Origin of the sequence: Bradyrhizobium sp. LTSP849, from assembly GCF_000938255.1 — a bacterium.
Lineage (GTDB): Bacteria > Pseudomonadota > Alphaproteobacteria > Rhizobiales > Xanthobacteraceae > Bradyrhizobium.
Genome location: NZ_JYMR01000045.1, coordinates 157741 through 179668 on the forward strand (window position 1 = coordinate 157741; position 21928 = coordinate 179668).

General features: G+C 65.1%; 18 protein-coding genes and 1 tRNA gene. 7 read left to right on the forward strand and 12 right to left on the reverse strand.

The features are described from left to right. Positions 1-132 precede the first annotated feature (132 nt). The 3 genes from UB31_RS25115 to UB31_RS25125 are packed head-to-tail and all read right to left on the reverse strand — an operon-like array spanning position 133 to position 4365. The gene (locus tag UB31_RS25115) at positions 133-1542 is read right to left on the reverse strand and encodes an adenylate/guanylate cyclase domain-containing protein (RefSeq protein ID WP_045012809.1); all 1410 of its coding nucleotides are present in this window, start codon (positions 1540-1542) and stop codon (positions 133-135) included. A gap of 50 nt (positions 1543-1592) precedes the next feature. Continuing rightward, positions 1593-2960: a cytochrome P450 gene (locus UB31_RS25120; protein ID WP_045012810.1), complete on the reverse strand. Its 1368-nt coding sequence runs from the start codon at positions 2958-2960 to the stop codon at positions 1593-1595. Between the two features lie 34 nt (positions 2961-2994). Then, the gene (locus tag UB31_RS25125) at positions 2995-4365 is read right to left on the reverse strand and encodes a hydrolase (RefSeq protein ID WP_045012811.1); all 1371 of its coding nucleotides are present in this window, start codon (positions 4363-4365) and stop codon (positions 2995-2997) included. A gap of 138 nt (positions 4366-4503) precedes the next feature. Between UB31_RS25125 and UB31_RS25130 the strand changes: the two genes are divergently transcribed. After that, positions 4504-6192: an MFS transporter gene (locus UB31_RS25130; RefSeq protein WP_045012812.1), complete on the forward strand. Its 1689-nt coding sequence runs from the start codon at positions 4504-4506 to the stop codon at positions 6190-6192. Between the two features lie 167 nt (positions 6193-6359). Here the strand turns inward: UB31_RS25130 and UB31_RS25135 are convergent, their stop codons facing one another. Further along, positions 6360-6575, reverse strand: a complete 216-nt coding sequence (locus tag UB31_RS25135; protein WP_045004527.1) for a cysteine rich repeat-containing protein — start codon at positions 6573-6575, stop codon at positions 6360-6362. Between the two features lie 172 nt (positions 6576-6747). Continuing rightward, positions 6748-7041 carry a hypothetical protein gene (locus UB31_RS25140; RefSeq protein ID WP_045004528.1) on the reverse strand — a complete coding sequence of 98 codons (294 nt, stop codon included), beginning with the start codon at positions 7039-7041 and terminating at the stop codon, positions 6748-6750. A 252-nt stretch (positions 7042-7293) separates the two neighbouring features. Here UB31_RS25140 and UB31_RS25145 point away from each other — a divergent pair, with 252 nt between their 5' ends. Further along, complete coding sequence (locus UB31_RS25145; RefSeq protein ID WP_045012813.1) at positions 7294-8340, forward strand: polysaccharide deacetylase family protein; 1047 nt, start codon at positions 7294-7296, stop codon at positions 8338-8340. A gap of 73 nt (positions 8341-8413) precedes the next feature. Here the strand turns inward: UB31_RS25145 and UB31_RS25150 are convergent, their stop codons facing one another. From UB31_RS25150 to UB31_RS25175, 6 genes are all read right to left on the reverse strand, one after another. After that, the gene (locus UB31_RS25150) at positions 8414-8785 is read right to left on the reverse strand and encodes a hypothetical protein (RefSeq protein WP_045012814.1); all 372 of its coding nucleotides are present in this window, start codon (positions 8783-8785) and stop codon (positions 8414-8416) included. A 110-nt stretch (positions 8786-8895) separates the two neighbouring features. Beyond that, positions 8896-10548 carry a hypothetical protein gene (locus UB31_RS25155; protein WP_245306056.1) on the reverse strand — a complete coding sequence of 551 codons (1653 nt, stop codon included), beginning with the start codon at positions 10546-10548 and terminating at the stop codon, positions 8896-8898. A 130-nt stretch (positions 10549-10678) separates the two neighbouring features. Then, positions 10679-10754 (reverse strand) — tRNA-Thr (locus UB31_RS25160). 96 nt (positions 10755-10850) lie between these two features. Then, complete coding sequence (locus UB31_RS25165) at positions 10851-12599, reverse strand: heme biosynthesis protein HemY (RefSeq protein ID WP_045012816.1); 1749 nt, start codon at positions 12597-12599, stop codon at positions 10851-10853. Between the two features lie 35 nt (positions 12600-12634). Continuing rightward, complete coding sequence (locus UB31_RS25170) at positions 12635-13900, reverse strand: COG4223 family protein (protein WP_045012817.1); 1266 nt, start codon at positions 13898-13900, stop codon at positions 12635-12637. A gap of 78 nt (positions 13901-13978) precedes the next feature. Further along, positions 13979-14725, reverse strand: coding sequence for a uroporphyrinogen-III synthase (locus tag UB31_RS25175; RefSeq protein ID WP_045004541.1), 747 nt, complete (start codon positions 14723-14725; stop codon positions 13979-13981). A gap of 135 nt (positions 14726-14860) precedes the next feature. On the opposite strand from UB31_RS25175, the gene tsaD reads away from it, so the two are divergent. The 3 genes from tsaD to UB31_RS25190 all read left to right on the forward strand — a co-directional run bounded on the left by tsaD (position 14861) and on the right by UB31_RS25190 (position 17470). Further along, complete coding sequence (gene tsaD / locus UB31_RS25180) at positions 14861-15934, forward strand: tRNA (adenosine(37)-N6)-threonylcarbamoyltransferase complex transferase subunit TsaD (protein WP_045012818.1); 1074 nt, start codon at positions 14861-14863, stop codon at positions 15932-15934. A gap of 2 nt (positions 15935-15936) precedes the next feature. Continuing rightward, positions 15937-16917 (forward strand): NAD(P)H-dependent glycerol-3-phosphate dehydrogenase, encoded by a 981-nt coding sequence (locus UB31_RS25185; protein ID WP_045012819.1) that lies wholly within the window; start codon positions 15937-15939, stop codon positions 16915-16917. Positions 16918-17056: 139 nt separating this feature from the next. Then, entirely contained in the window at positions 17057-17470 is a 414-nt protein-coding gene (locus UB31_RS25190) for an EVE domain-containing protein (RefSeq protein WP_045004997.1), read from the forward strand. Between the two features lie 104 nt (positions 17471-17574). On the opposite strand, the gene UB31_RS25195 is transcribed toward UB31_RS25190, so the two are convergent. After that, positions 17575-18744, reverse strand: a complete 1170-nt coding sequence (locus UB31_RS25195) for a DNA topoisomerase IB (RefSeq protein WP_045012820.1) — start codon at positions 18742-18744, stop codon at positions 17575-17577. A 398-nt stretch (positions 18745-19142) separates the two neighbouring features. Between UB31_RS25195 and acs the strand changes: the two genes are divergently transcribed. Both acs and UB31_RS25205 read left to right on the forward strand, forming a co-directional pair. Further along, on the forward strand, positions 19143-21089 hold the full coding sequence (gene acs, locus UB31_RS25200; protein WP_045012821.1) for an acetate--CoA ligase: 1947 nt from the start codon (positions 19143-19145) through the stop codon (positions 21087-21089). A 297-nt stretch (positions 21090-21386) separates the two neighbouring features. Next, positions 21387-21902 carry a L,D-transpeptidase gene (locus UB31_RS25205; RefSeq protein WP_045004546.1) on the forward strand — a complete coding sequence of 172 codons (516 nt, stop codon included), beginning with the start codon at positions 21387-21389 and terminating at the stop codon, positions 21900-21902. Positions 21903-21928: the final 26 nt, after the last annotated feature.

Sequence of the window (21928 nt, forward strand, 5' to 3'; positions counted from 1 at the left end):
GATTACGTTTCGGCAATCTGGATAGCGTTAACGCGCTCGGCGCCCGCCTCATTCCCGGATGTCGTCCCGGCGAAGGCCGGATAGATTCCGCGGTATGGGTCCCGGCCTTCGCCGGGACGACAGCGATGGACTTTACGGTATCTCGTACACCACCATCTTGTCGGCGATGCCGCGCAGCGCGGCCTGCTTCTGGATCGGCCTGATCTCGCGCTGCTTGAGGACTTCTGCAACCGCCGGCGCGTCCAGCACCGGCCCGGTGATGTGGATTTCCTGCGCAGTCGACAGGCTCTGCACACGCGCGGCGATGTTGACGGTCTGGCCGAAATAATCCTGCCGCTCGTTGAGCATCACCGCGAGGCAGGGGCCTTCATGGATGCCGATCTTGACGATGAGGTCGGCGGTGCCGCGCTGCTTGTTCAGCTCATCCATCGCCGCGCGCATCCGCAGGCCCGCAACGATCGCGTGCTCGGGACGCACGAACGTCGCCATCACGGCATCGCCGATCGTTTTCACCACCGCGCCCTTCTCGGACGAGATGATCTCGAGCAGCGCGTGGAAATGCGCGCGCACGAGATCGAATGCGGCGAGATCGCCGACGCGTTCGTAGAGCGCGGTCGAGCCCTTGAGATCGGTGAACAGGAAGGTCAGCGAGGTGATCTGGAGCCGCTGGTCGAGACTGAGATTGTCCGCCTTGAACACATCGCGAAACGTCTGGTTCGACAACATGCGCTTGGCAGTGAGAAACGGCTTGCGCTTGCCTATCAGATGATGGAGCGCCTCGGCCGCGATGAACACCGACGGCAGCACGCGCACGCCGGCCTGGTTCTCCAGCGACAACCGCAGCGGCCCCGGCCGCATGGTCGTAGTCCCCGTCGGGGCCTGCACCTTGTTGTACATGATGGCAAGCTGCTGGCGGTCCTTGGTCGGCTCGCCCTGGACGTCGATGAAATGGGCAGCGTGCGTCACCGGCTCGAAGATGATGATGAAGTCGTTCGGCAGTTGCAGCGACATGGTCGCCTTCTCGCCGGCCGGCAGCTCCATCGTATCCAGCGTTACCTCGTCGGACAGCGTCGCAAACGACTCCTTGTCGAAGTCGACGCCGGAACTCCAGAACACCTGCTTGAAATACTCCCACACCGGAAGCGAGTTGGGGTCGTGCGCCGCGATGCGCCGCACGCGCGGATTCACCGTGAAGGAGACCTCGACCTGGTCGTCGACGGATGCCTTGTAGCCGCAGGCGCAGAGCGCGCAGTGATAGTCATCGGGCTTGAGCGCCTTCAGGGTCGAATGCGCGCCAAGCACGCCACCGCATCCCGGACACAGCACATTCCAGCCGAGATCGAACAGCCCGAGCCGCGCCGAATGCAGGAAAGCCGAGATCGCGCGCTCTTCGTCGAGACCATGCTGCCGGGAGAAGTCGAGGACGTTGACACGGTTGAGCTCGTGATCCTCGCCGTCCTCGATGAGGCGCACAATTGCGTCGACCGCCTTGGGATCGGCGGTCTGCTTCAGAACGGAAAACTGGGCCTGGATGTCGCTCATGGCGTAACTCTATCTAGGGTGGATCACGCCAACGGCCAGACGAGCGTCTGTCACCGGCGCGTGATGCGGAACATGGGGGAGTGGTCCGGCTGGGTGGTGACGACGCCATACGGAATGACCGGAGTGGTGTCGACAAGCTCGACGCGGAGCGCGCCGATCAGCCGGGCCAGCGCCAGCACCGATTCGGCTTGCGCAAACGGCGCGCCGATGCAGACGCGCGGGCCCGCGCCGAACGGCAGATAGGCGAAGCGATCGGGCGCCTCCGTCGACATGAAACGCTTGGGAATGAATGCGTTTGGCTGATCCCACAGCTTCTCATGCCTATGCAGAAGCCACGGCGCGATCATGATGACGTCACCCCTGCTGACCGCAACGCCGGCCACATTGTCCCTATCGCGCGCAGCCCGGGCGATCAGGAAGGCCGGCGGATAGAGCCGCATGGTCTCATCGATCACGGCGCGGGTGAATTTCTGGCGATCGATGTCGGCAATGGCATCGAGATGCTCGCCGCGGGTCTCGGAGGCGACCTCCTCCTGCGTGTCCGGATCGAGCGCAAGCAGATAGAGCGCCCAGAACAGCGCGGTCGCCGTGGTCTCGTGACCCGCGAGAATCATGGTCGCGACTTCGTCGACGAGCTGCGCGTCCGAAAAGCCCTTGCCCGTCTCAGGGTCGCGCGCCTCGTCCATGAGATCAAAGAGATCGCGCGGCGGCGCGCCGTCCTTCTTGCCCGCTGCGCGCCGCTCGGCGATCAGCGTGGCGACGAATGCGGTCCAGCGCTTGCGGAAGCGCGCGCGGGCGCGATCCATCGGCGTCGGCCAGGACACGGGCAACACCATGTCGAGGAGATAGGCCCGGCCGAGCCGCTCGCCATATTCCACGACGAAGTTGCGCAAGGTCGGACCGTGCCGGTCCATGCCGAAGGAGAACATCGTGCGTCCGGCGATCTCGAGCGTCATGCGCTGCATTACCTCGCGCAGATCGACAGCCTCGCCGGTTTGCGCGTCGAGCTTCGCGATGGTCTCGTCGAGCACCGCCGTCATGTGCGGGACGAGGTTTGCGGTGGCCCGTGGCGTGAAGGCGGGCGCGAGCGTGCGCCGCTGAAACGTCCAGTCGTGGCCTTCGGCAATCAGGAGACCCTCGCCGAGCACGGGACGCAGCATGCGGATGCCCGCCGGTGTGCGCGAGTAGTTCTCGTAATTGCTGAGCAGGACATGCCGGATCGCGTCCGGACGGTTCAGAATGAAGCTCTTGTGCAGGAAGAGGCGGCCCTGGATGATTTCTTCCTCGTAGGCGCGCTGCCCCCAGGTTGCGATCATGTTCTGCCTGATCACCGCAAGTCGGCCGAGGAACGACATATCGTCCGGCGCGCGCGGCGGGGTCGGAGGAACGATGGGCCGACGCACGCTGGCGATGTTCATGGCTCTCTCCCGCGGATCTGACGTATGCAGATAGCTAATAAGTCAGCTCGGCAACCGCAATCCTGTTCTCGGAGGCAGGCCAGACGCGTGCCACAATCCGTTCTTCGTTGAACTGGGCCACGACGTTACGCCCGACCTCGCTGGCCGGAAAGCGCAGGGTCGCTGTCGAATCCGTGGGCACACCCGGCTTGACGTCGGCGGGCTCCTTGCCGTCGAACAGCACGATGTCGCGCGGCAGGCCGAAATAACCGCGCGGGCGCGACATGATCACGACCGCACCGGCGTCCTTGTCCGCCGGCCCGAACGGGCGCGCGGCGCGCAAATGCACGACGTCGGAGGAGCGCGGAAAAGGCGAGCGGTAGAAATGCGTCGTCGGTGCGTCCGGCGACGTCATGACGATTTCAAGCGGCCAGGTGGACTCGACCTCGGCCGGCCCCCAGCGGCCGTCGGCCGCCGTCGTCGAGCGATGCACGGCATGGCCTTTGCGCTCGCCGCTTTCGCGGTCGACATGGAACACCTCCACCTTCGCTCCCGCCACCGGGCGGTTGGTCGGCACGCCGCCCGGCGTGCCCGTGACCAGCCCGCTGAGCCGGACGTTCCGCTCCGGCACGATCGCGATGCGGGCGGGCTCGCGGCCGGCGATGAATTTATAGATCTCGCGGAAGGCGCGCGGATGAAACCCCGTCTCGCGATGGTCGAGCGTGCCGAGCACGAGATTGATGGCGCCGTTCAGCGCGGGCCCGTCGGGGGTGACACCGGTCGGCACGCCGGGCTGGCCCATGAAGCGGCCGTCGGATTGCGCATATTTGTCCATGCCGTCGCTGCGCAAGGTGAGGAAAGCCGTGCCCGCCGTCACCTCGCTGTCGCCATCGTTCAAGCCACGCAGGAAGGGTCCGCGTCCGTTGAATTCGCTGCCGAGCAGAGTATCCCACGCGAACACGCCGTGATTGGGCGTGCCGCACAGAACGGCATGGCTGACATCAACGGCGCCGCCGTTCTTGATGACGTTGCGAATCGTGTAGCCGCCGCGCGAATTGCCGACCAGCGCCACGCGCGCCGCGCCGGTGCGACGCTTCAGCTCGGTGATGGCGGCGGCGAGCTCGCGGCGCTGGTCCTCGGTCGAAGAGCAGTTGGCCTGCTCGACCGTGTCGTCCTTGCGCGCCGTGGGATCGGTGAAGTTGATCGCCATCATGCGGTCCTGCGCAATGCCGTTGGATTCCATCCGCCACAACGCCGTCATCCACAGCGCGTCGTAGTCGCCATTGCCATGGACGAACAGGATCGGCGGCACCTCGGAGCTCTTTGCCACGGATGGAGATTGCGCCAGCGCATCCATCCGGAAGCTCGCAACCGCGAAAGGCAAGCTACCTGCACCTTGCAGGATTGTCCGTCGTGACAGCTTCATGCGTTCCTCCCCCGGTAAAACCGCGTCTTTGCACCGCTTATAGCGGCCTAACGACTGGACAGCGAAGGACTTTCGCGGGCATCACTGAACCTGCCGGATTCGCAAAAGCTGCTTCTGACAGCCCATTTGGAAGAGGATATGACCGAGCAGACGCACCGTCAGAAACGTTCCGCCGATGGCATCACGGCACCACTGCGGTACACCGTGTTCCGGCGCATCTGGCTCGCCAGCCTGCTCTCCAATCTCGGCCTCCTGATCCAGGGCGTGGGCGCGGCCTGGGCGATGACACAGATGGCGGCCTCCGCCGACAAGGTGGCGCTGGTGCAGACCGCCTTGATGCTGCCGATCATGCTGATCTCGATGCCGGCCGGCGCCATCGCCGACATGTATGACCGGCGCATCGTGACGCTGATCGCGCTGTCGATCGCGTTGGCTGGAGCAACTGCCCTGACGCTGCTCGCCTGGTTCCAACTCAGCAGCCCGGAAACGCTGCTGGCCTTCTGCTTCATCGTCGGCAGCGGCAACGCGCTGTTTGGACCTGCCTGGCAGTCCTCGGTCAGCGAGCAGGTGCCGCCGGATTCGCTGCCGTCGGCGGTGGCGCTGAACGGCATCAGCTACAACATCGCGCGCAGTTTTGGTCCCGCGATCGGCGGCGTCATCGTCGCCTCTGCCGGCGCGGTGGCTGCGTTTGCCTGCAATGCGATCCTTTATCTGCCGCTGCTGGTGGTGCTGCTGTTGTGGCGGCGCAGCACCGAGCCCTCGCGCCTGCCGCGGGAAAGGCTCAGCCGCGCGATGGTCTCAGGCTTCCGCTACATCACCAATTCGCCGCCGATCAAGATCGTGCTGCTGCGCACGTTGGTGATGGGCCTGTGCGGCGGCGCCGTGATGGCGCTGATGCCGCTGGTCGCGCGCGATCTCCTGCATGGCGGCGCGCAGACCTACGGCATCATGCTGGGCGCCTTCGGCATGGGCGCCGTCGTTGGCGCACTCAACATTCATGAATTGCGCAAGCGCATGAGCGGCGAGTCCGCGATCCGCGCCTGCACCATCTCGATGGCGTTCGCGATGGCTGCGCTTGCGCTCTCCAGCGAACCGGTGCTGACCGCGGCTGCGCTGGTGCTGGCCGGCGCGGTCTGGATGGCGGCTGTCGCGCTGTTCAATATCGGCGTGCAGCTCTCGGCGCCGCGCTGGGTCGCGGGTCGTTCGCTCGCGGCGTTTCAGGCCTCGATCTCCGGCGGTATCGCCATCGGCGCCTGGGGCTGGGGCCATCTCACCGATTATGCCGGCGTCGAGGTCGCGCTGCTGACGGCGGCCGGATTGATGCTGATCTCGCCGCTGCTGGGCATCTGGCTGGCGATGCCGCGCGTCGGCGCGCGCAACGAGGACGCCGAGGTGCTGGCCGATCCGGAAGTCAAACTATCGCTGACCGGACGCAGCGGGCCGCTGGTGGTCGAGATCGAATACCGGGTGAGCCAAGAGAACGCGCGCGCCTTCCACAATGTAATGCAGGACGTGCAGCTCTCCAGGCAGCGCAACGGCGCCTATGGCTGGTCGATCGCGCGTGACGTCGCCGACTCGGAATTGTGGACTGAGCGCTATCACTGCCCGACCTGGTTCGATTATCTGCGCCAGCGCAACCGTTCGACGCAGTCGGAACGCGCGCTGCATCAGAGCGCGATCGATTTCCACATCGGCCCCGATCCGGTGCGGATCCGCCGCATGCTGGAGCGCCCGTTCGGCTCGGTGCGCTGGAAGGAAGAGACCCCGGATCGCGCCGGCGCCGAGGTGCTGCCGGTGGTCGCGACCGCGGCGGGAAGCAGTACGTAGGTCTTGTCAGGCACTCCGCCGTCGTCCCGGCGAAGGCCGGAACCCATAACCACAGACAGAAGTTTGGCCAAGACTCGGAATTGCGACTGCGCCCAGTCCGGCTAGCCGCGCTCTATCGATGCATCACGCGGTATGGATCCCGGCCTTCGCCGGGACGACAAAGACAGTTACTGCCCGTGATCCGTCAGCACCTTGTCGCAGCCCTTGCTCAGGCGCGCGCGATTTTGCTTCAGGCAGGCGAGCACGGCGCCATCGCCATTGTTCATGACAGCGCGGCAGTGACGCGTGACATCGCGCGCGCAGGCGTCCTGGCCGGGCTGCTGCTGCGCAGAGGCGCCCGATGCGCACACGATCAAAGAGATGATGAAAAGAAATCTGGTCATCGCGTAATGCCTCTTACCCGGAAGATATGCGGGCGAAGCTAGTGCGGTGATGCCGTGGCCGCAACGGCTTTATGAGTAGGCTATCTTGCGCCATCGCGTGGCCCCGGCTTGACGCCGGAACACATCGCGCGGAGCTCTGGGGGATGCAACGTTCGGCGCGTTGCACGCACTCTTACTGGTTGTCCCGGGCGTCAGCGACCTTGCCGGAGCCGCCCTTGGCGAGTTCCTTGTCCACCATGGAACGACAACCGGTGCTCAGCTCCGAACGATGCTTCAATATACACGCCGAGGTCTTCGGGACGTTGGGGATTTCCGACGAGCAAAGGCGGAAGGCGTCGCTGTAGCATGCCTGCTTCGCTTCCTCGGAGAAGGCGAAGCTCGAGCCGGTCGAGATGATCGAGACGATAGCGGCAAAGCCCAGAGCAAGGCTGGTGTCGCGGATCTTGGCAGAGAATGACTTGGTCATCTGAAGCTCCCGTTGGCCCGCCGGAGCGATGCCCGTTGTTGATGGAGCGATGATGCTCCAAGGAAGCTGCTTCTTCTGTGATGATCATCACAATCGCGTTGCCCTTTGTGATGTTGGTCACTTTGGCCCTACGCTGCTGAAATTCCTCCGCAACCGCTGTCGTGTTGGTGTCACGTTAACTGTTCCTTCGCATTAATGGCTCGGCGCGCGGGAAATTCCGCTGGTTTGGTTGCGTATTTGGAAAGAGTAACGATGCGTAATGCGTTGGGCCTGATGCTGGCCAGTGTCCTTGCGGCGGTCGTGATCGCCGGAGGTTGGTTCTTTTATTCCTCGCGCGCCGACCAGGGCGCTCCCAAGACAACAGCCGCCCGTGCCGCCGATCCGCTGCCGGCGAAGCTTGGCGCCAAGGATGACGTCGAGACCACCGCGGCGCTCGCGGGCAAGCCTGCCGTCCTTGCGGCAGCGCCGGCACCTGCGGCCGCACCGGCCATTCCGGTGCAGCAGAAATCGACCTGCGCCAATCCGAACGCGCTTGGCGTTTCCCGCGTGGTCGAGATCGATACCACCGGCGGCCCCGGCTTCGGCTTCGAAACTTTCAAGCAGTTCGACTTCCTCACCGACAAGGAGGTCGTGCTGACCTTCGACGACAGTCCCTGGCCGGTCAACACGCCCGCAGTGCTGAAGGCGCTCGCGGATGAATGCACCAAGGGCTTGTTCTTCTCGGTCGGCAAGCATGCGACCTATCATCCGGAAATCCTGCGCCAGGTGCTGGCCCAGGGCCACACGATCGGCACGCACACCTGGTCGCACCTCAATCTCAACAGCAAGAAGTTGACGGAGCAGCAGGCCAAGGACGAGATCGAGAAGGGGTTTAGCGCCGTGAAGCTCGCGCTCGGCACCGAGCCCGCGCCGTTCTTCCGCTTCCCGCAGCTTCAGCACAATCCGGCGATGGTGACCTATCTCGGCACCCGCAACGTGGCGATGTGGTCGACCGATCTCGATTCCTTCGACTTCAGGAAGGGTGCGACGCCGGAAAAGATCGTCGAGACCGTGATGACGAAACTCGACAAGCTCGGCAAGGGCATCATCCTGATGCACGACTTCCAGAAGCACACCGGCGAAGCGCTGCCGACATTGCTCGCACGCCTCAAGGCGGGCGGCTACAAGATCGTGCAGATCAAGGCCAAGACCACCTTCCAGTCGCTGCCGGAATATGACGAGGCGCTGCTGAAGGAGCTGAAGGTGCCGACCTCGAGCGCACGTCCGATCGGAAGCGTAGTGCAGACGGTTTCGCAATAGGCTCGATCGACACGCTTTCCAATACGCGCAATGGCCGGGCTTTTGCCCGGCCATTGTCGTTTTGAGAAAGCGGTTACCAGTAGATGCCGTGCCGATGCAGTTCGGCGATGATGCGGCGTTCGGTCCAGTACGGCCTGTGCTTCGGTTTGCCTGCCCTTGCCATCTTGGCGGGCTTGGTCGTTGACGTCGGTGCCGCCGTGGTGGTCGCGGCAGGAGCCGTCGCCACAGCAGGTGCGGGAAGCGAGACCAATGGCGGACGATCGACATATTTCGGAGCCACGGCGACCGGAGCGACTTCGCTGATGTGTGTCGTGGGAGCGGCGGTCGTGTTGACTTGCGGAGCGGAGGTCGGCTCGGTCCCTGGGGACATCGAGAGGCTGCGGTCGCCCGCATAGGCGGATGCAGAGACCAGAACCATGGCAGCAACCAGAATGATCTTGCGCATGAGAAATCTCCCCGTGTTTGCGTGACCGGGACATTACGGGAGACGCGTGCGAGGTTATGTGAGAAAGATCACGCAGATGAACGCCTTGCCTTGAACCCGCGCGGCCGGGCTCAGCACCCGCGCCGATAGACCCGCAGCGTCACGTCCGGAAAGGTGATGGAATCGAGCGGGCAGAGGCCCTTTTCCGCGTCCATGCGCGCGATGAGCTCGTCGCCGACGCGCGGTCCGACCAGGGTGTGCTGGATCGAGCTCGACAGCACGAGAATCTCCGACTGCAACAGCGCATCGCCGGTGGCCTGCGCACTCCGGTGAAACAGCTCGTTGCGCACGACGAGGTTCGTCTGCGCCTGTGCGGCATAGAGCTGGATGGTCGCCGATGTGACCGGATAGGGGCTCGAGAAGGCGACGTAGAGAGGCCCAGGCTTCTCCGGTTTCATGTCGCGCAGGAGCGACCAGAGCCGCTCGGTCGCAGCCCGGATATCCTCCTGCTGCTGCGCGCTCAGCGGCGTCGCGGTACTGATCTGCCCCATGACGACGTGCCTGACGAACAGCTGGACGACGAGCGCGAGCACAAGCACCCGACTAGCCGTGAGCAAATAGCGGCGGATGTCGTTCCCGATACCGAAGCGGGCGAGGAGCGCTTCAATAGACGCCAGGCTGGCGCAGCCATTGAGCACCATCGCGACGATGAAGAGGCCATAAAACATCGCACCGAAATAGTAGGTCTTGATCTCCGCGACGGAGGGAATGGCATAGGCGATCAGCACGGCCGCGAGCAGGACGACAGCGTCCAGCAGCGCGGCTCTGCCGTGAATGGCCGCAAGCACGAAACGCAGCACCATCAGCGCCAACCCCACGGCTAACCAGTAGTGCAGACCGAACTGTCCCTCGCCACCGATCGAGAAGCGCAGCAATCCGACCCAAAAGCTTTCGCCGGTGGTCCAGAGGTCGCGGTCGCCGACGAACACATTGAGGATGTAAGTGACGGTCTCGACCAATGCCGGCCCGATCAGAAGGGCGGTGGTCGCGATCAAGGGCAGCACGAACCACGCTAGGGCGATAAGCGCCTTGCGGACCGAGGGCCGCAACCCGCCGGCCTCGATGCAATCAACAAACAGCCGGATCGCGAATGCGGTACCGAGAAGAGCGAGCGCAGCCGGAAACGACGTCGGCTTGATGCTGGCAGCCAGCGCGCAGGCGGCGCCCAGGCCGGCGAGCGCGCGGGCGCTACGCTGAAGCACTCCGCGGTGAACGATTGCCCCAGAAGCAAGGCCAATGGCGAGACCCGAGGGCAGATCTGGACGTGCTTCGGCGACCGTGTGCCACAGCACCGGCACGCAAGACACGGCAATCAGCCATGTCGCGATGTCAAGGATGGGCTGTCGGCAGGTCAGCCGGACGATCCCGAGCAGGAATGCGAAGACCACCACAGCGTGGACGAGATAAGGCCCAATGAAGCTGCCGGGAAATAGAGCAAATCCAATGACCGCCACCAGCGTCGAGAACGGGGCGTGCTGGCGCAACATCTCCCAGACACTGGCGAAGATGCTCTGGCCCTTGGCCGCGTTCGTCCACCGCACGGCGTCGAGAAAATAGGAGACGTCGTCATAGAGCGGAGGAACGGACAGTCGGCCGTGCAGCTGCGAGGCTTCGAGCGACCGCCAGGCGACGATGGCGGTGATGCATGCGGCGAGAATGACGAGACCGAATATCCGCAACCATGCATGCTGATCCGTCGTCTCGGCCCTCTGCTCAGTACCCACCACTTGCCCCATCACGCGCACTTCATCGGCGGCGCATCGTAGTGACACCCACGCCGAGCGCAACGCGCGCGCGAACCAGCTTCCATGGCAAAACGTCGGCTTGTGACGATCAAGTGAAAATCAGAGGCGCTGGTGCCGCAAGAGGGACTCGAACCCCCGACCCCGTCATTACGAATGACGTGCTCTACCAGCTGAGCTATTGCGGCGAACCTGCCGAGACCGGCGAGCCGGTCTCGATACGCGCGCTCCTGATATCGGGCATGGCCCGAATTGGCAAGAACAAGCCGGGTCCGAATTGCGTCTTACGCGCCCCAGCGCGACCAGAATCCGCGCCAGCCGCCAGCCTGGGCCTTTCCGTTGGCCCTGGACGAGTCGATTTGTTCCGTAAATTCATCGCTCGGGCCGTCGTCATCGATCCCGGGATCGTCCGGGGCGCGGACGATCGGGATGACGGCTGGGATCGGCGCAGGAATCGGTGCAGCTGTGGGCTTGCCGAGGTCGGCGCGGGTCCGGAACACGGGCGTTGCCGCCAGCGGCGTCGATTCGGCGGGCTCAGGGGCCGGTTGGACAGGCTCAGCGGGCGCTGCTTCGGGCTGCTCCGCGACCGGAGGTAAGTTGTCCTGCGCGGCCGGAACCGGTTCGGCGACGGCTGGTTCCGCCGGGCTGTTGCTGGCGACCGTCACCCGCTTCGGCGGCGGGGCGGCGAGCATGGCTTCCTCAAAGGCCGAGGAGTCGATCGTGGTGCCCCTGTCGGAGGGCAGGCTCGCGACAGGCGTCTGCCACTGAAAGGCGTCGAGCCGGCCGGTGACCGGGGAGACCGGACGCCAGCGGTCGCTGACATAGCCATCCGCGGTCCAGGCCGGATCGTGGCGGGCGCGCACCGCGCGCAAGGTCCAGGCACGGGCACGGCCGCCATCGCCATGCTCGGTGCGCTCGATCTCGGCCATCAACAGTGCGACACGCTGGGTCGGATCGTTGACGTAGGGCGCGAGAACTTCGCGCGCACGGGCGAATTCCGAGGCATCGATCGCGGCGCGCGCGATTGCGAGCTGGCCTTCGACGTGGCCGGGCCTGTCAGCCGGCGTCTTCGCCGCGAGCGTCTCGACCCGCTGCAGGCGTTGCCGCGCGGCATCGCCAAGCTTCACATGCGCGTAGGCGTCCGCGAGATCGGGATGCGGATTGGCGAGCCAGGCGGCCTCGACCAGCTTCATGGCGCGGCGCACCTGATGCGCCTCGCTCTCGAATTTCGCGGCGAGCACCGCGGCCGGCACCAGGGTCGGCGCGAGCTTGATGGCCTCCATCACGCTCTCGCGCGCGATGTCGCGGTCCATGGTTTCCAACTCCAGCGCGCGTGCGGTGAGCAGCACGCCGCGCTGGCGGCGATAGGCCTGCTTGTCGATCAGGCCCGCGGACAGATTCGAATCGAGGATCGCGAGCGCACCGCTCCAGTCACCGCGCGCGCAGCGGAAACCGAGCACCGCATGGGAGGCCCAGGTCGAGGACGGCGACAACTTGATCGCTTCCTCCGCGATCATCACGGCGCCGACTGCATCGTCGGCGCGTTGCGCCTCGATGAACAGGCCGCGCAGGCCGAGCAGCCGCGTATCCTCGCGCTCGGCCATGGCGCGGAAGGCGCGCTGCGCCTCGTCGCGATTACCATCCATCTGCGCCGATTGCGCGTGCAACAGCAGCGCGAGCGGATCATCCGGCGCGTGGCGCCGTGCTGCTTCGGCATGACGGCGGGCAAGCCCGGTGTCGCCATGGCCGATCGCGAGCAGGCCGTAGGTGATGGCGTGGCGGCCGCGCGCGTGGCGCTTCTCGTGGCGGCGGCGGCGCATCCGTCCAGGCATGCGCCAGATCACGGTCAGGATGCTCCAGAGCAAGACGATCGTGACTGCGAATATGCCGAGGCAGAGCACGAACACCGGAACGCTTGGCGAGGCCCGAAAACCGCCCCAGGTCATCACGACGTCGCCGGGCTGGTCGGCAACCCAGGCCGCGCCGGCGCCTGCAAGCGCAATCAGAACGAGGAAGAGCACGATGCGAAGCATGACGATCCCTATACGCGCAGATTGTTGCGCGAATCTTATTGAGCAGGCTTGACGAGATCGGGCTTGGCGAGACCAGCCATGGCATCATCGGCGAATTTGCGGGAGGCCGCGAGCGCGGCATCGCGGGCATCGGCCTTGTCGAGCCAGGCCTGCGCAGGCGCGCGATCGGCCTCTGGCAGTGTCTTCAGCTCGCGCCGCGCCTCGACGAAATCGTTGCGCAGCGCCGCCGCCGTGACCCGCGCCACGATGGCGCCGCGATCGTTGCCGACCCCATCGGTGCGCTCGATGCGAACGAGCTTTGACGCGCCTGCCTGAAGGCGCTCGACGATACCGGCGCTGCTGCTTGGGGCTTCGGCCGGCGGCGACAGCTTTGGCACGATGTTGAGAAGCTCGCGGCTCAACGCGACCGGCGTCGGGATGCCGGCGGCAGCAAATGCATCGAGCGGCTTCAGCACATCGGGCTTGGCTGCAAGCGACCGCGCGGCGGAAAGCTGCGCCTCATAGGGATCGTTGTGGCGAACGGCAACGTCGAGCAGGGAGGCGGCGACCACGTAGCGCAACGGCTTGTCGTCCATCACCTTTGCATCGGCAATCTTCTCGCCCTGCTGCGCGAGCTCGGCGCGTGCATTCGTGCTGGCGCGCTCGAGCTGGGAGATGCGGTCGCTGAGGGCGGCGAGGTCGGATGAGCCAGCTGCATCGCGCGGCGTGGATTTCGCGTCGTTCAACGCGCTCGCAGTCTTGTCGGACTGCGCGCGCAGATTGGCGATGTCGCTGCGCAGCGTGCCGGCAGATTTCTCCAGCGCATCGAGCCGCGTGACAATCGCCGGATCGGCGGCGGGCTTGCCGGCCTTGGCTTCGACCGCGGCAACGCGACCGCTCAGTGCGTCGACCGCAGCGCTTGTCACTTGCGGCGCGGCCGGCGGCGCCTGCACCGCGGGCCAACCCAGCAACCAGCCGACCCCGATCACAACCGCAGCAGCGACAGCACCGGAAAATGGCGCAATGACCCAGGGAGAAACGGCCGCAGGCGCAACGGCGGTCTGCGCCTCGGCACGCTCCGGCTCAGCCTTTACGTCCTCGAACTTGGTTTCCTCAGACTTGGTGTCCGCGGACTTGGCTTCCTCGACACTGGGCTGCTCGGATTTTGCCTGCTCGGCCGTTGGCTGCGCCTCCGGCTCGCCCGCCAAATCCTGCGGCTGGGTAGAGACTTCGGTCGCCTCAAGGTCGATGGTGGGCGGCGTGCGCTTGGCACGGCCAGACTCGGGGGCCAATCCTGCGTCTTCAGGCTTGTCGTCGGCCATCGTGACGGTTCCTCACACTTGCGTACCTTGCGCAGATCCCTTGCGCGAGCCCGATTGCGTCGGATTCGGCCCGACCTCTTACGCCAAACGGGTCCGCAAAGCACGCTCCAAGGTGTCAAATAAGGCATTTTCATCCGGCGCGGCGGCAACCGCAACCTGCGCGGCGCCGGCCTCGCGCAACACGGCGGCGACCGTCTCGGACAGGCAGCATTGCGGGATCGCCAGCGCGGAAATTTCAACGCCTTCGTCCCGCGCCGCCTCCAGAAAAGCCCGCGCGCTGCGCCGGGAGTAGTGCAGCACCGCTCTTATGCCATGGGCGGCAAAGCCTTCGCAGACCTCACGCGGCAGGTGCTTGACCGGCGCCATCCGATAGGTCGTCTGCGTCACCACACTAAAGCCTTCGGCGCCGAGCTCGCCGCCGAGATCGCGCGACAAATCCGCACCCGCCAGATAGAGCAACGTGCTTTTCTTCTTCACGCGCTTGTCGCGCGCGCCCTGCATCACCTTGTCGCGCAGGGCCGCGGCATCACCTCCGGCGACAATCACCTCGGCAAAGCCGGCGTCGCGCGCAGCAGTGGCGGTATGTTCCCCGACTGCGAACAGCGGCAGCTTCAACAGATCGAGGTCCGGCAATAGTGGCGCGACAGCGCGGATCGCATTCGCCGACGTGACGATGATGGCGCCGTAAGCCGCCTCGCTCTCGTCATGGAAGGCGACAGGCTCGAACTTGAGCAGCGGCGCCAGCAACACCACATGACCCCGTGCGCGCAAACTTTCTGCCGTCGCCTCGTTGTCCGGATGCGGCCGTGTGACAAGAATGGACATCGCTGTGTTCCCAGGGCCGAGTCGTGGGGACGCTTTCACCGCAATTGCGCAAGACGACCCCGGAATGCTACCGGACGTACCAGAACTCTGGTTTACATATGAGCGCAAGGGCGCAAATTGGACAACAATTCGCCAATGCTGGTACTGGGCATCGAAACCACCTGCGACGAGACCGCGGCGGCCGTGATCGAGCGCGCGCCCGACGGACGCGGCAAGATCCTGTCCAATATCGTGCGGTCGCAGGTCGAGGAGCATGCCCGTTTCGGCGGCGTCGTGCCGGAGATCGCCGCGCGCGCCCATGTCGACGTGCTCGACGGCATCATCGACCGCGCCATGCACGAGGCCGGCATCGACTATGCCCAGCTCGACGGCGTTGCGGCAGCCGCGGGCCCGGGCCTGATCGGCGGCGTCATCGTCGGGCTCACCACCGCAAAGGCGATCGCGATGGTGCATGACACGCCGCTGGTCGCGGTGAACCATCTTGAAGCCCACGCGCTGACGCCGCGGCTGACCGACGGAGTCGAATTTCCCTATTGCCTGTTTCTCGCCTCCGGCGGCCACACCCAGATCGTCGCAGTCACCGGCGTCGGCCAATATGTGCGGCTCGGCACCACCGTCGACGACGCGATTGGCGAGGCCTTCGACAAGGTCGCGAAGATGCTGGGCCTGCCCTATCCCGGCGGCCCGCAGGTCGAGCGCGCGGCGGCAAACGGTGACGCCACGCGTTTTGCCTTTCCAAGACCTATGCAAGGGCGCCCCGATGCCAACTTCTCCCTGTCGGGATTGAAGACGGCGGTGCGCAATGAAGCAAGCCGGATCACGGAGATCACGCCGCAGGACATCAACGATCTCTGCGCAAGCTTCCAGGCCGCTGTGCTGGACTCGACGGCGGATCGGCTGAGCGTGGGGCTCAAGCTTTTCCGCGAGCAGTTCGGAGCACCGCGCGCGCTGGTGGCCGCCGGCGGCGTCGCCGCCAATCAGGCGATCCGCGGCGCCCTGCTTGACGTTGCCACGAAAGCGCAGACGCAGCTGATCATGCCGCCGCCGTCGCTCTGCACCGACAACGGCGCAATGATCGCATGGGCCGGCGCCGAGCGCCTCGCGCTCGGCATGACGGATACGATGGAAGCCCAGCCCCGCGCGCGCTGGCTGCTGGATGCCAACGCAACGGCGCCGGCGGGCTACGGCAAGACGCGGGCGGGATTTTGACGATGGCGGAATTCCACTCCGTCGCGGTGATCGGCGCAGGCGCCTGGGGCACGGCGCTCGCGACCGTGGCCGCGCGGGCAGGACGCGCCGTGACGCTCTGGGCGCGCAATGCCGAGCATGCCGCCCGGATCGCGTCGTCCCGCGACAATCCGCGGTTGGCCGGCGTGCGGCTGGCGCCGGAGATCGTGGTGACGAGCGAGCTGGCCACGGCGGCGCGTGCGGACATGCTGCTGATCGCAACGCCTGCGCAGCATCTACGCGGCGCCGTCAACATGCTCGCCTCGCACATCACAAAGCCGACGCCGATCGTCGCCTGCGCCAAGGGCATCGAGCACGGCACCCACAAATTCATGACCGACGTGATCGCGGAAGCCGCGGCGCACGCCCAGCCCGCAATCCTGTCGGGCCCGAGCTTCGCCGATGACGTCGCGCGCGGCCTGCCGACGGCGGTGACGCTGGCGGCGCAGGATGAGGCACTCGCGAGCGCGCTCGTGCAGGCGCTGGGTTCGCCGACGTTCCGGCCCTATCACTCCACCGATATCCGCGGCGTCGAGATCGGCGGCGCGGCCAAGAACGTGCTCGCGATCGCGGTCGGCATTGCGGTCGGGCGCAAGCTCGGCGCCTCCGCCCAGGCTGCGCTCACCACCCGCGGCTTTGCCGAATTGACCCGCCTGGGCCGTGCGCTCGGCGCACGCAGTGAGACGCTCGTTGGCCTGTCAGGCCTCGGCGATCTGATCCTGACCTGCTCGAGCCCGCAATCGCGCAATTTTGCGCTCGGCCTCGCACTCGGCCGTGGCGAGCAGCCGCCTGCCGGTAAACTTGCCGAAGGCGAGTTCACCGCGCCGGTGCTGATCGAGCTCGCGGCTTCGCAGAACATCGAGATGCCGGTATCGGAAGCCGTTGCGGCGATCCTGAGCGGCAGGAGCACGATCGACGCCGCGATCTCGGGGCTGCTGACGCGCCCCTTCAAGGCCGAGGAGTGACATTTTCCGTCATGCCCGCGCTTGTCGCGGGCATCCACGTCTTGATATTGAACGATCGAAGAGGACGTGGATGGCCGGGTCTTCTCGTGGGAAGGCGCTTCGCGCTCTTGCCCGGCATGACAAACGGATGGGTCGCACGATGAATTACTGGCTGGTGAAATCCGAACCGTCGGTGTGGTCCTGGGACCAGCAGGTGGCAAAGGGCGCCAAGGGCGAGGCCTGGACCGGCGTACGCAATTTCACCGCGCGCCTGAATCTCGTGAACATGAAGAAGGGCGACAAGGCCTTTTTCTATCATTCCAACGAGGGCAAGGAGATCGTCGGCATCGCCGAGATCATCAAGGAGGCCTACCCCGATCCGACCGACAAGACCGCAAAATTCGTCTGCGTCGACATCAAGGCCGACAAGCCCTTGAAGACGCCGGTGACGATGGCGGCGGTCAAGGCCGAGAAGAAGCTCGCTGATATGGCGCTGGTGAAATATTCGCGCCTGTCGGTGCAGCCGGTGACGGCGGAGGAGTGGAAGCTCGTCTGCAAGATGGGCGGGATTTAGTTACAGCCGTAGCCCGGATTGAGCGAAGCGCAATCCGGGAAAGTCTTCATTTGGCGCGACCCCGGATTACGCTGCGCTCCATCCGGGCTACGAAATGAAGTCGCTCACACCGCCGCGGTCGCCACCACCTGCTGCAACAACTGCTCGCGCCTTGCCTGCGAACGCTGGCCCTTCATCGTCGCGGCGAAGCGTTCGAGGATGCCGTCCTCGAAGGCGGTGACGATGGTGTCGTGGACGTAGCTCTTGCGGCAGATCGCCGGCGTGTTGGAAAGCTGGTCGGCGGCGGCGCGGATCGCGTCGAGCACCTGCTTCTTGCGACCGCGCTGGCTGGTCGCCGGCGTGATGCGCGACAGCGATTCCACCACGACGGCGGACGCCATCAGCGTGCGAAAATCCTTCAGCGAAATCTTGATGCCGGCGATCTCACGCAGGAATGCGTTGACCTGCGTGGTATTGACCGCGCGCACGATGCCGTAGGCATCGCGATACTGGAACATGCGCTTGCCGGGAACGCCACGCAGGATGCCGATGGCGCGCACCAGCTTGGCCGCGTCGCATTCCTTGCGCACTGCCTTGCCGCCCTTCGCCTTGAAGGTCAGCACGAAGCTATCGTCTTCCAGCGTGACGTTGGACTTCAGCATCGTGGTGGCGCCGCGGGTGCCGTTGAGGCGGGCATAGGATTCATTGCCCGGACGGATCGCGGTGCGCGCGATCAGCTCAATCACGGCCGAGAGCGCGAACTCGCGCGTCGGCTCCTCGCCCGACAGGAACGCCGAGACCTTGCGCCGGATTTTTGGCAGCGCGCCGACGAGCTTTTCCAGGCGATGCGCCTTGCGATGCTCGCGGACCTTCTCCCAGTCGGCGTGATAGCGGTATTGCAGCCGGCCCGCGGCATCGCGTCCCACGGCCTGGAGATGCGAGCTCGGATCGGCCGAGTAGCGGACCTCGCGATAGGCCGGCGGCACCGCCATGGCATGCAGCCGGCGGATGGTGCGGGCGTCGCGGATATGTGCGCCGTTCGGGCGGACGAAGGAATAGCCCTTGCCGCGCTTGATGCGCCGGATTTTCAGCTCGTTCTGGTCGCCGAGCCGCAGGCCCAGTTCCCTTGCGATCGCCTCAACGGAGGTCGGAGGCGCTGTGTCGAAGGTCTTTTTCGGGTTGAGACGGTGAGATGCGGCCGGTTTCGGCCATTGTCCGAGGGCTTTGGCCAGCGCAATAGCGGCAGGATCGGCTGAAGCGGGCCGTATCGTCCCGAGATTCTGCTGATCCATCATAGTCTTACGCCTTAGCCCTGCCTGTTGTCCGTCAATGCCGCTGTTCTGATGTTTGTTCCAAGGGGTCTCTCTGGGCCCGGGTTGGCCATTTAGGGTGTTCCGAACAGCATTGCGAGTCCCGAATCAGTGAGAGGCGGTTTCTAAATACCTTCAACCGGCGCATGGGGCCCTGCGCGGCCTGTTCTGGAGATTTGGGTAAAGAGCGGAAAGCCCACTCTCGGCCTGTTTCAGACCTGCGACAGCCGGTCCGCGCAGCTTGATCCTCCGCATGGCGGGCCACTCACCGAAGGTCCAGCTTGTGCTCCTTGTCGGGCCCGGTTAGGCGGACGCATAATCGGTTCAACGATCAAGTCGCTTGCCAGTCGCTTGGGTTCGGCTTGCTGTATGTGGAGGGAAACATGTCCGAGAAGATTTACGACGTCCCCGCGGATTGGGCCAAGCGCGCCTGGGTCGACCAGACCAAGTACAAGGAAATGTACGCCCGCTCGATCTCGGACCCGAACGGCTTCTGGGCCGAACAGGCCAAGCGCGTCGACTGGATGAAGGCGCCGACCAAAATCGAGAACGTCTCGTTCGCGCCCGGCAACATCTCCATCAAATGGTTCGAGGACGGAATCCTCAACGTCGCCCATAATTGCATCGACCGTCATCTTCACAAGCGCGCCCACCAGACCGCGATCATCTGGGAAGGCGATGATCCCTCGCAATCAAAGCACATCACCTACCAGGAGCTGCACGACGAGGTCTGCCGGATGGCCAACATCCTGCGCACCCGTAACGTCAAGAAGGGCGACCGCGTCACCATCTATCTGCCGATGATTCCGGAAGCGGCCTACGCGATGCTGGCCTGCGCGAGGATCGGCGCCGTCCATTCCGTGGTGTTTGCGGGTTTCTCGCCGGATAGCCTCGCCCAGCGCATCAACGACTGCCAATCCAAGGTCATCATCACCGCAGACGAAGGCCTGCGCGGGGGCAAGAAGGTGCCGCTGAAGGCCAATGTCGACGCCGCACTCGCCAAGGCCGACGGCGTCGATTGGGTCGTCGTGGTCAAGCGCACCGGCGGCAAGGTCGACATGAACCCGACCCGCGACCTCTGGTATCACGACGCCGCCGCGATGGTGACGACGGAGTGCCCGGCCGAGCACATGCACGCCGAGGATCCGCTGTTCATCCTCTATACGTCGGGCTCGACCGGCCAGCCCAAGGGCGTGCTGCACACGTCAGCCGGCTATCTCGTCTTCGCCGCGATGACGCATCAATACGTCTTCGACTATCACGACGGCGACATCTACTGGTGCACCGCCGACGTCGGCTGGGTCACCGGCCATAGCTATATTCTCTACGGGCCGCTGGCGAACGGCGCCACCACGCTGATGTTCGAGGGCGTGCCGAACTATCCGGACAATTCGCGTTTCTGGAACGTGATTGACAAGCACAAGGTCAACATCTTCTACACCGCGCCAACCGCGATCCGCGCACTGATGCAGTACGGCGACGAGCCGGTGAAGAAGACGTCGCGCGCTTCGCTCCGCCTGCTCGGCTCGGTCGGCGAGCCCATCAATCCGGAAGCCTGGGAATGGTATCACCGCGTCGTCGGCGACGACCGCTGCCCGATCGTCGACACCTGGTGGCAGACCGAGACCGGCGGCATCTTGATCACGCCGCTGCCGGGCGCGACCAAGCTGAAGCCGGGCTCGGCGACCCAGCCGTTCTTCGGCGTGGTGCCTGAAATCGTCGATGCCGACGGCAAGGTGCTGGACGGCGAGACATCGGGCAATCTCTGCCTGACGCGGTCGTGGCCGGGCCAGATGCGCACGGTCTATGGCGATCACGCCCGCTTCGAGCAGACTTATTTCTCGACCTACAAGGGCAAATATTTCACCGGCGACGGCTGCCGGCGCGATGCCGACGGCTATTACTGGATTACCGGCCGCGTCGACGACGTCATCAACGTCTCCGGTCACCGCATGGGCACCGCGGAAGTCGAAAGCGCGCTGGTCGCGCATGAGAAGGTGTCGGAAGCCGCTGTGGTCGGTTACCCCCACGACATCAAGGGCCAGGGCATCTACGCCTATGTCACCCTGATGGCCGGCGTCGAGCCGAGCGACGAACTGCGCAAGGAGCTCGTCACCTGGGTGCGCAAGGAGATCGGCCCGATCGCCGCGCCCGACCAGATCCAGTTCTCGCCCGGCCTGCCCAAGACCCGCTCCGGCAAGATCATGCGCCGCATTCTGCGCAAGATCGCCGAGGACGAGCCGGGCAGCCTGGGGGACACCTCGACACTGGCCGATCCCGCCGTGGTCGATGATCTCGTGAAGAACCGGCAGAACAAGAAGTCGGCATAAGCCCACCTCCCGTCGTTCCGGGCGCGCGACAGCGCGGTCCGGAACGACGGCTGTTCACATCCTCACGCACTTGTCAGGGCGCGCCCCGCCGCGCCTGCATCTTTCCCGCCGAGTGTTGTTTTCAAGTCATTTACTTTGTTTCCAACATTTCCTTTGGTCGCCCTGCTGGCTAGCCCTCGGCGGCCGTGCGTGGAAACCATCCGGTTAACAGGTGCGGTTAAGAATCTCTGGGCGAGCCGGCGATTGCCGGGTTTTGCGTCATTTTGAACGATCCGTTTGGGGCAGGGGGAAGTATCGATGTCGATGAAGGTTGCTGTGGCGCTGGCCGCCACCATCGGGGCAGGGGTTTTGATGTCGACGGCGGCGCAGGCGCGGCCGGAGATGGTGGGGACACACGTCGCCGACTATTCGCCGGGCACCATTGTGGTCAAGACCAACGAGCGGCGGCTCTATCTCATCCTCGATAACGGCCACGCCGTGCGCTATCCGGTCGGCGTCGGCAAGTCCGGCAAGCAGTGGGCCGGCACCACCCGCATCGACGGCAAGTACCGAAACCCGGCCTGGTCGCCGCCCGCCGAGGTGAAGCGCGACAAGCCGCAGCTTCCCGACGTCATTCCGGGCGGATCGCCGCGCAATCCGATGGGCGTCGCGGCGATGACACTGGCCGGCGGCGAATACGCCATCCACGGCACCAACGTGCCAGGCTCCGTCGGCGGCTTCGTCTCCTATGGCTGCATCCGCATGCTCAACGACGACATCACCGATCTCTACAGCCGTGTCTCGGTCGGCACGACGGTGGTCGTGGCGCGCTGATCGCCGAGTTCAAAACCGAATTGAAA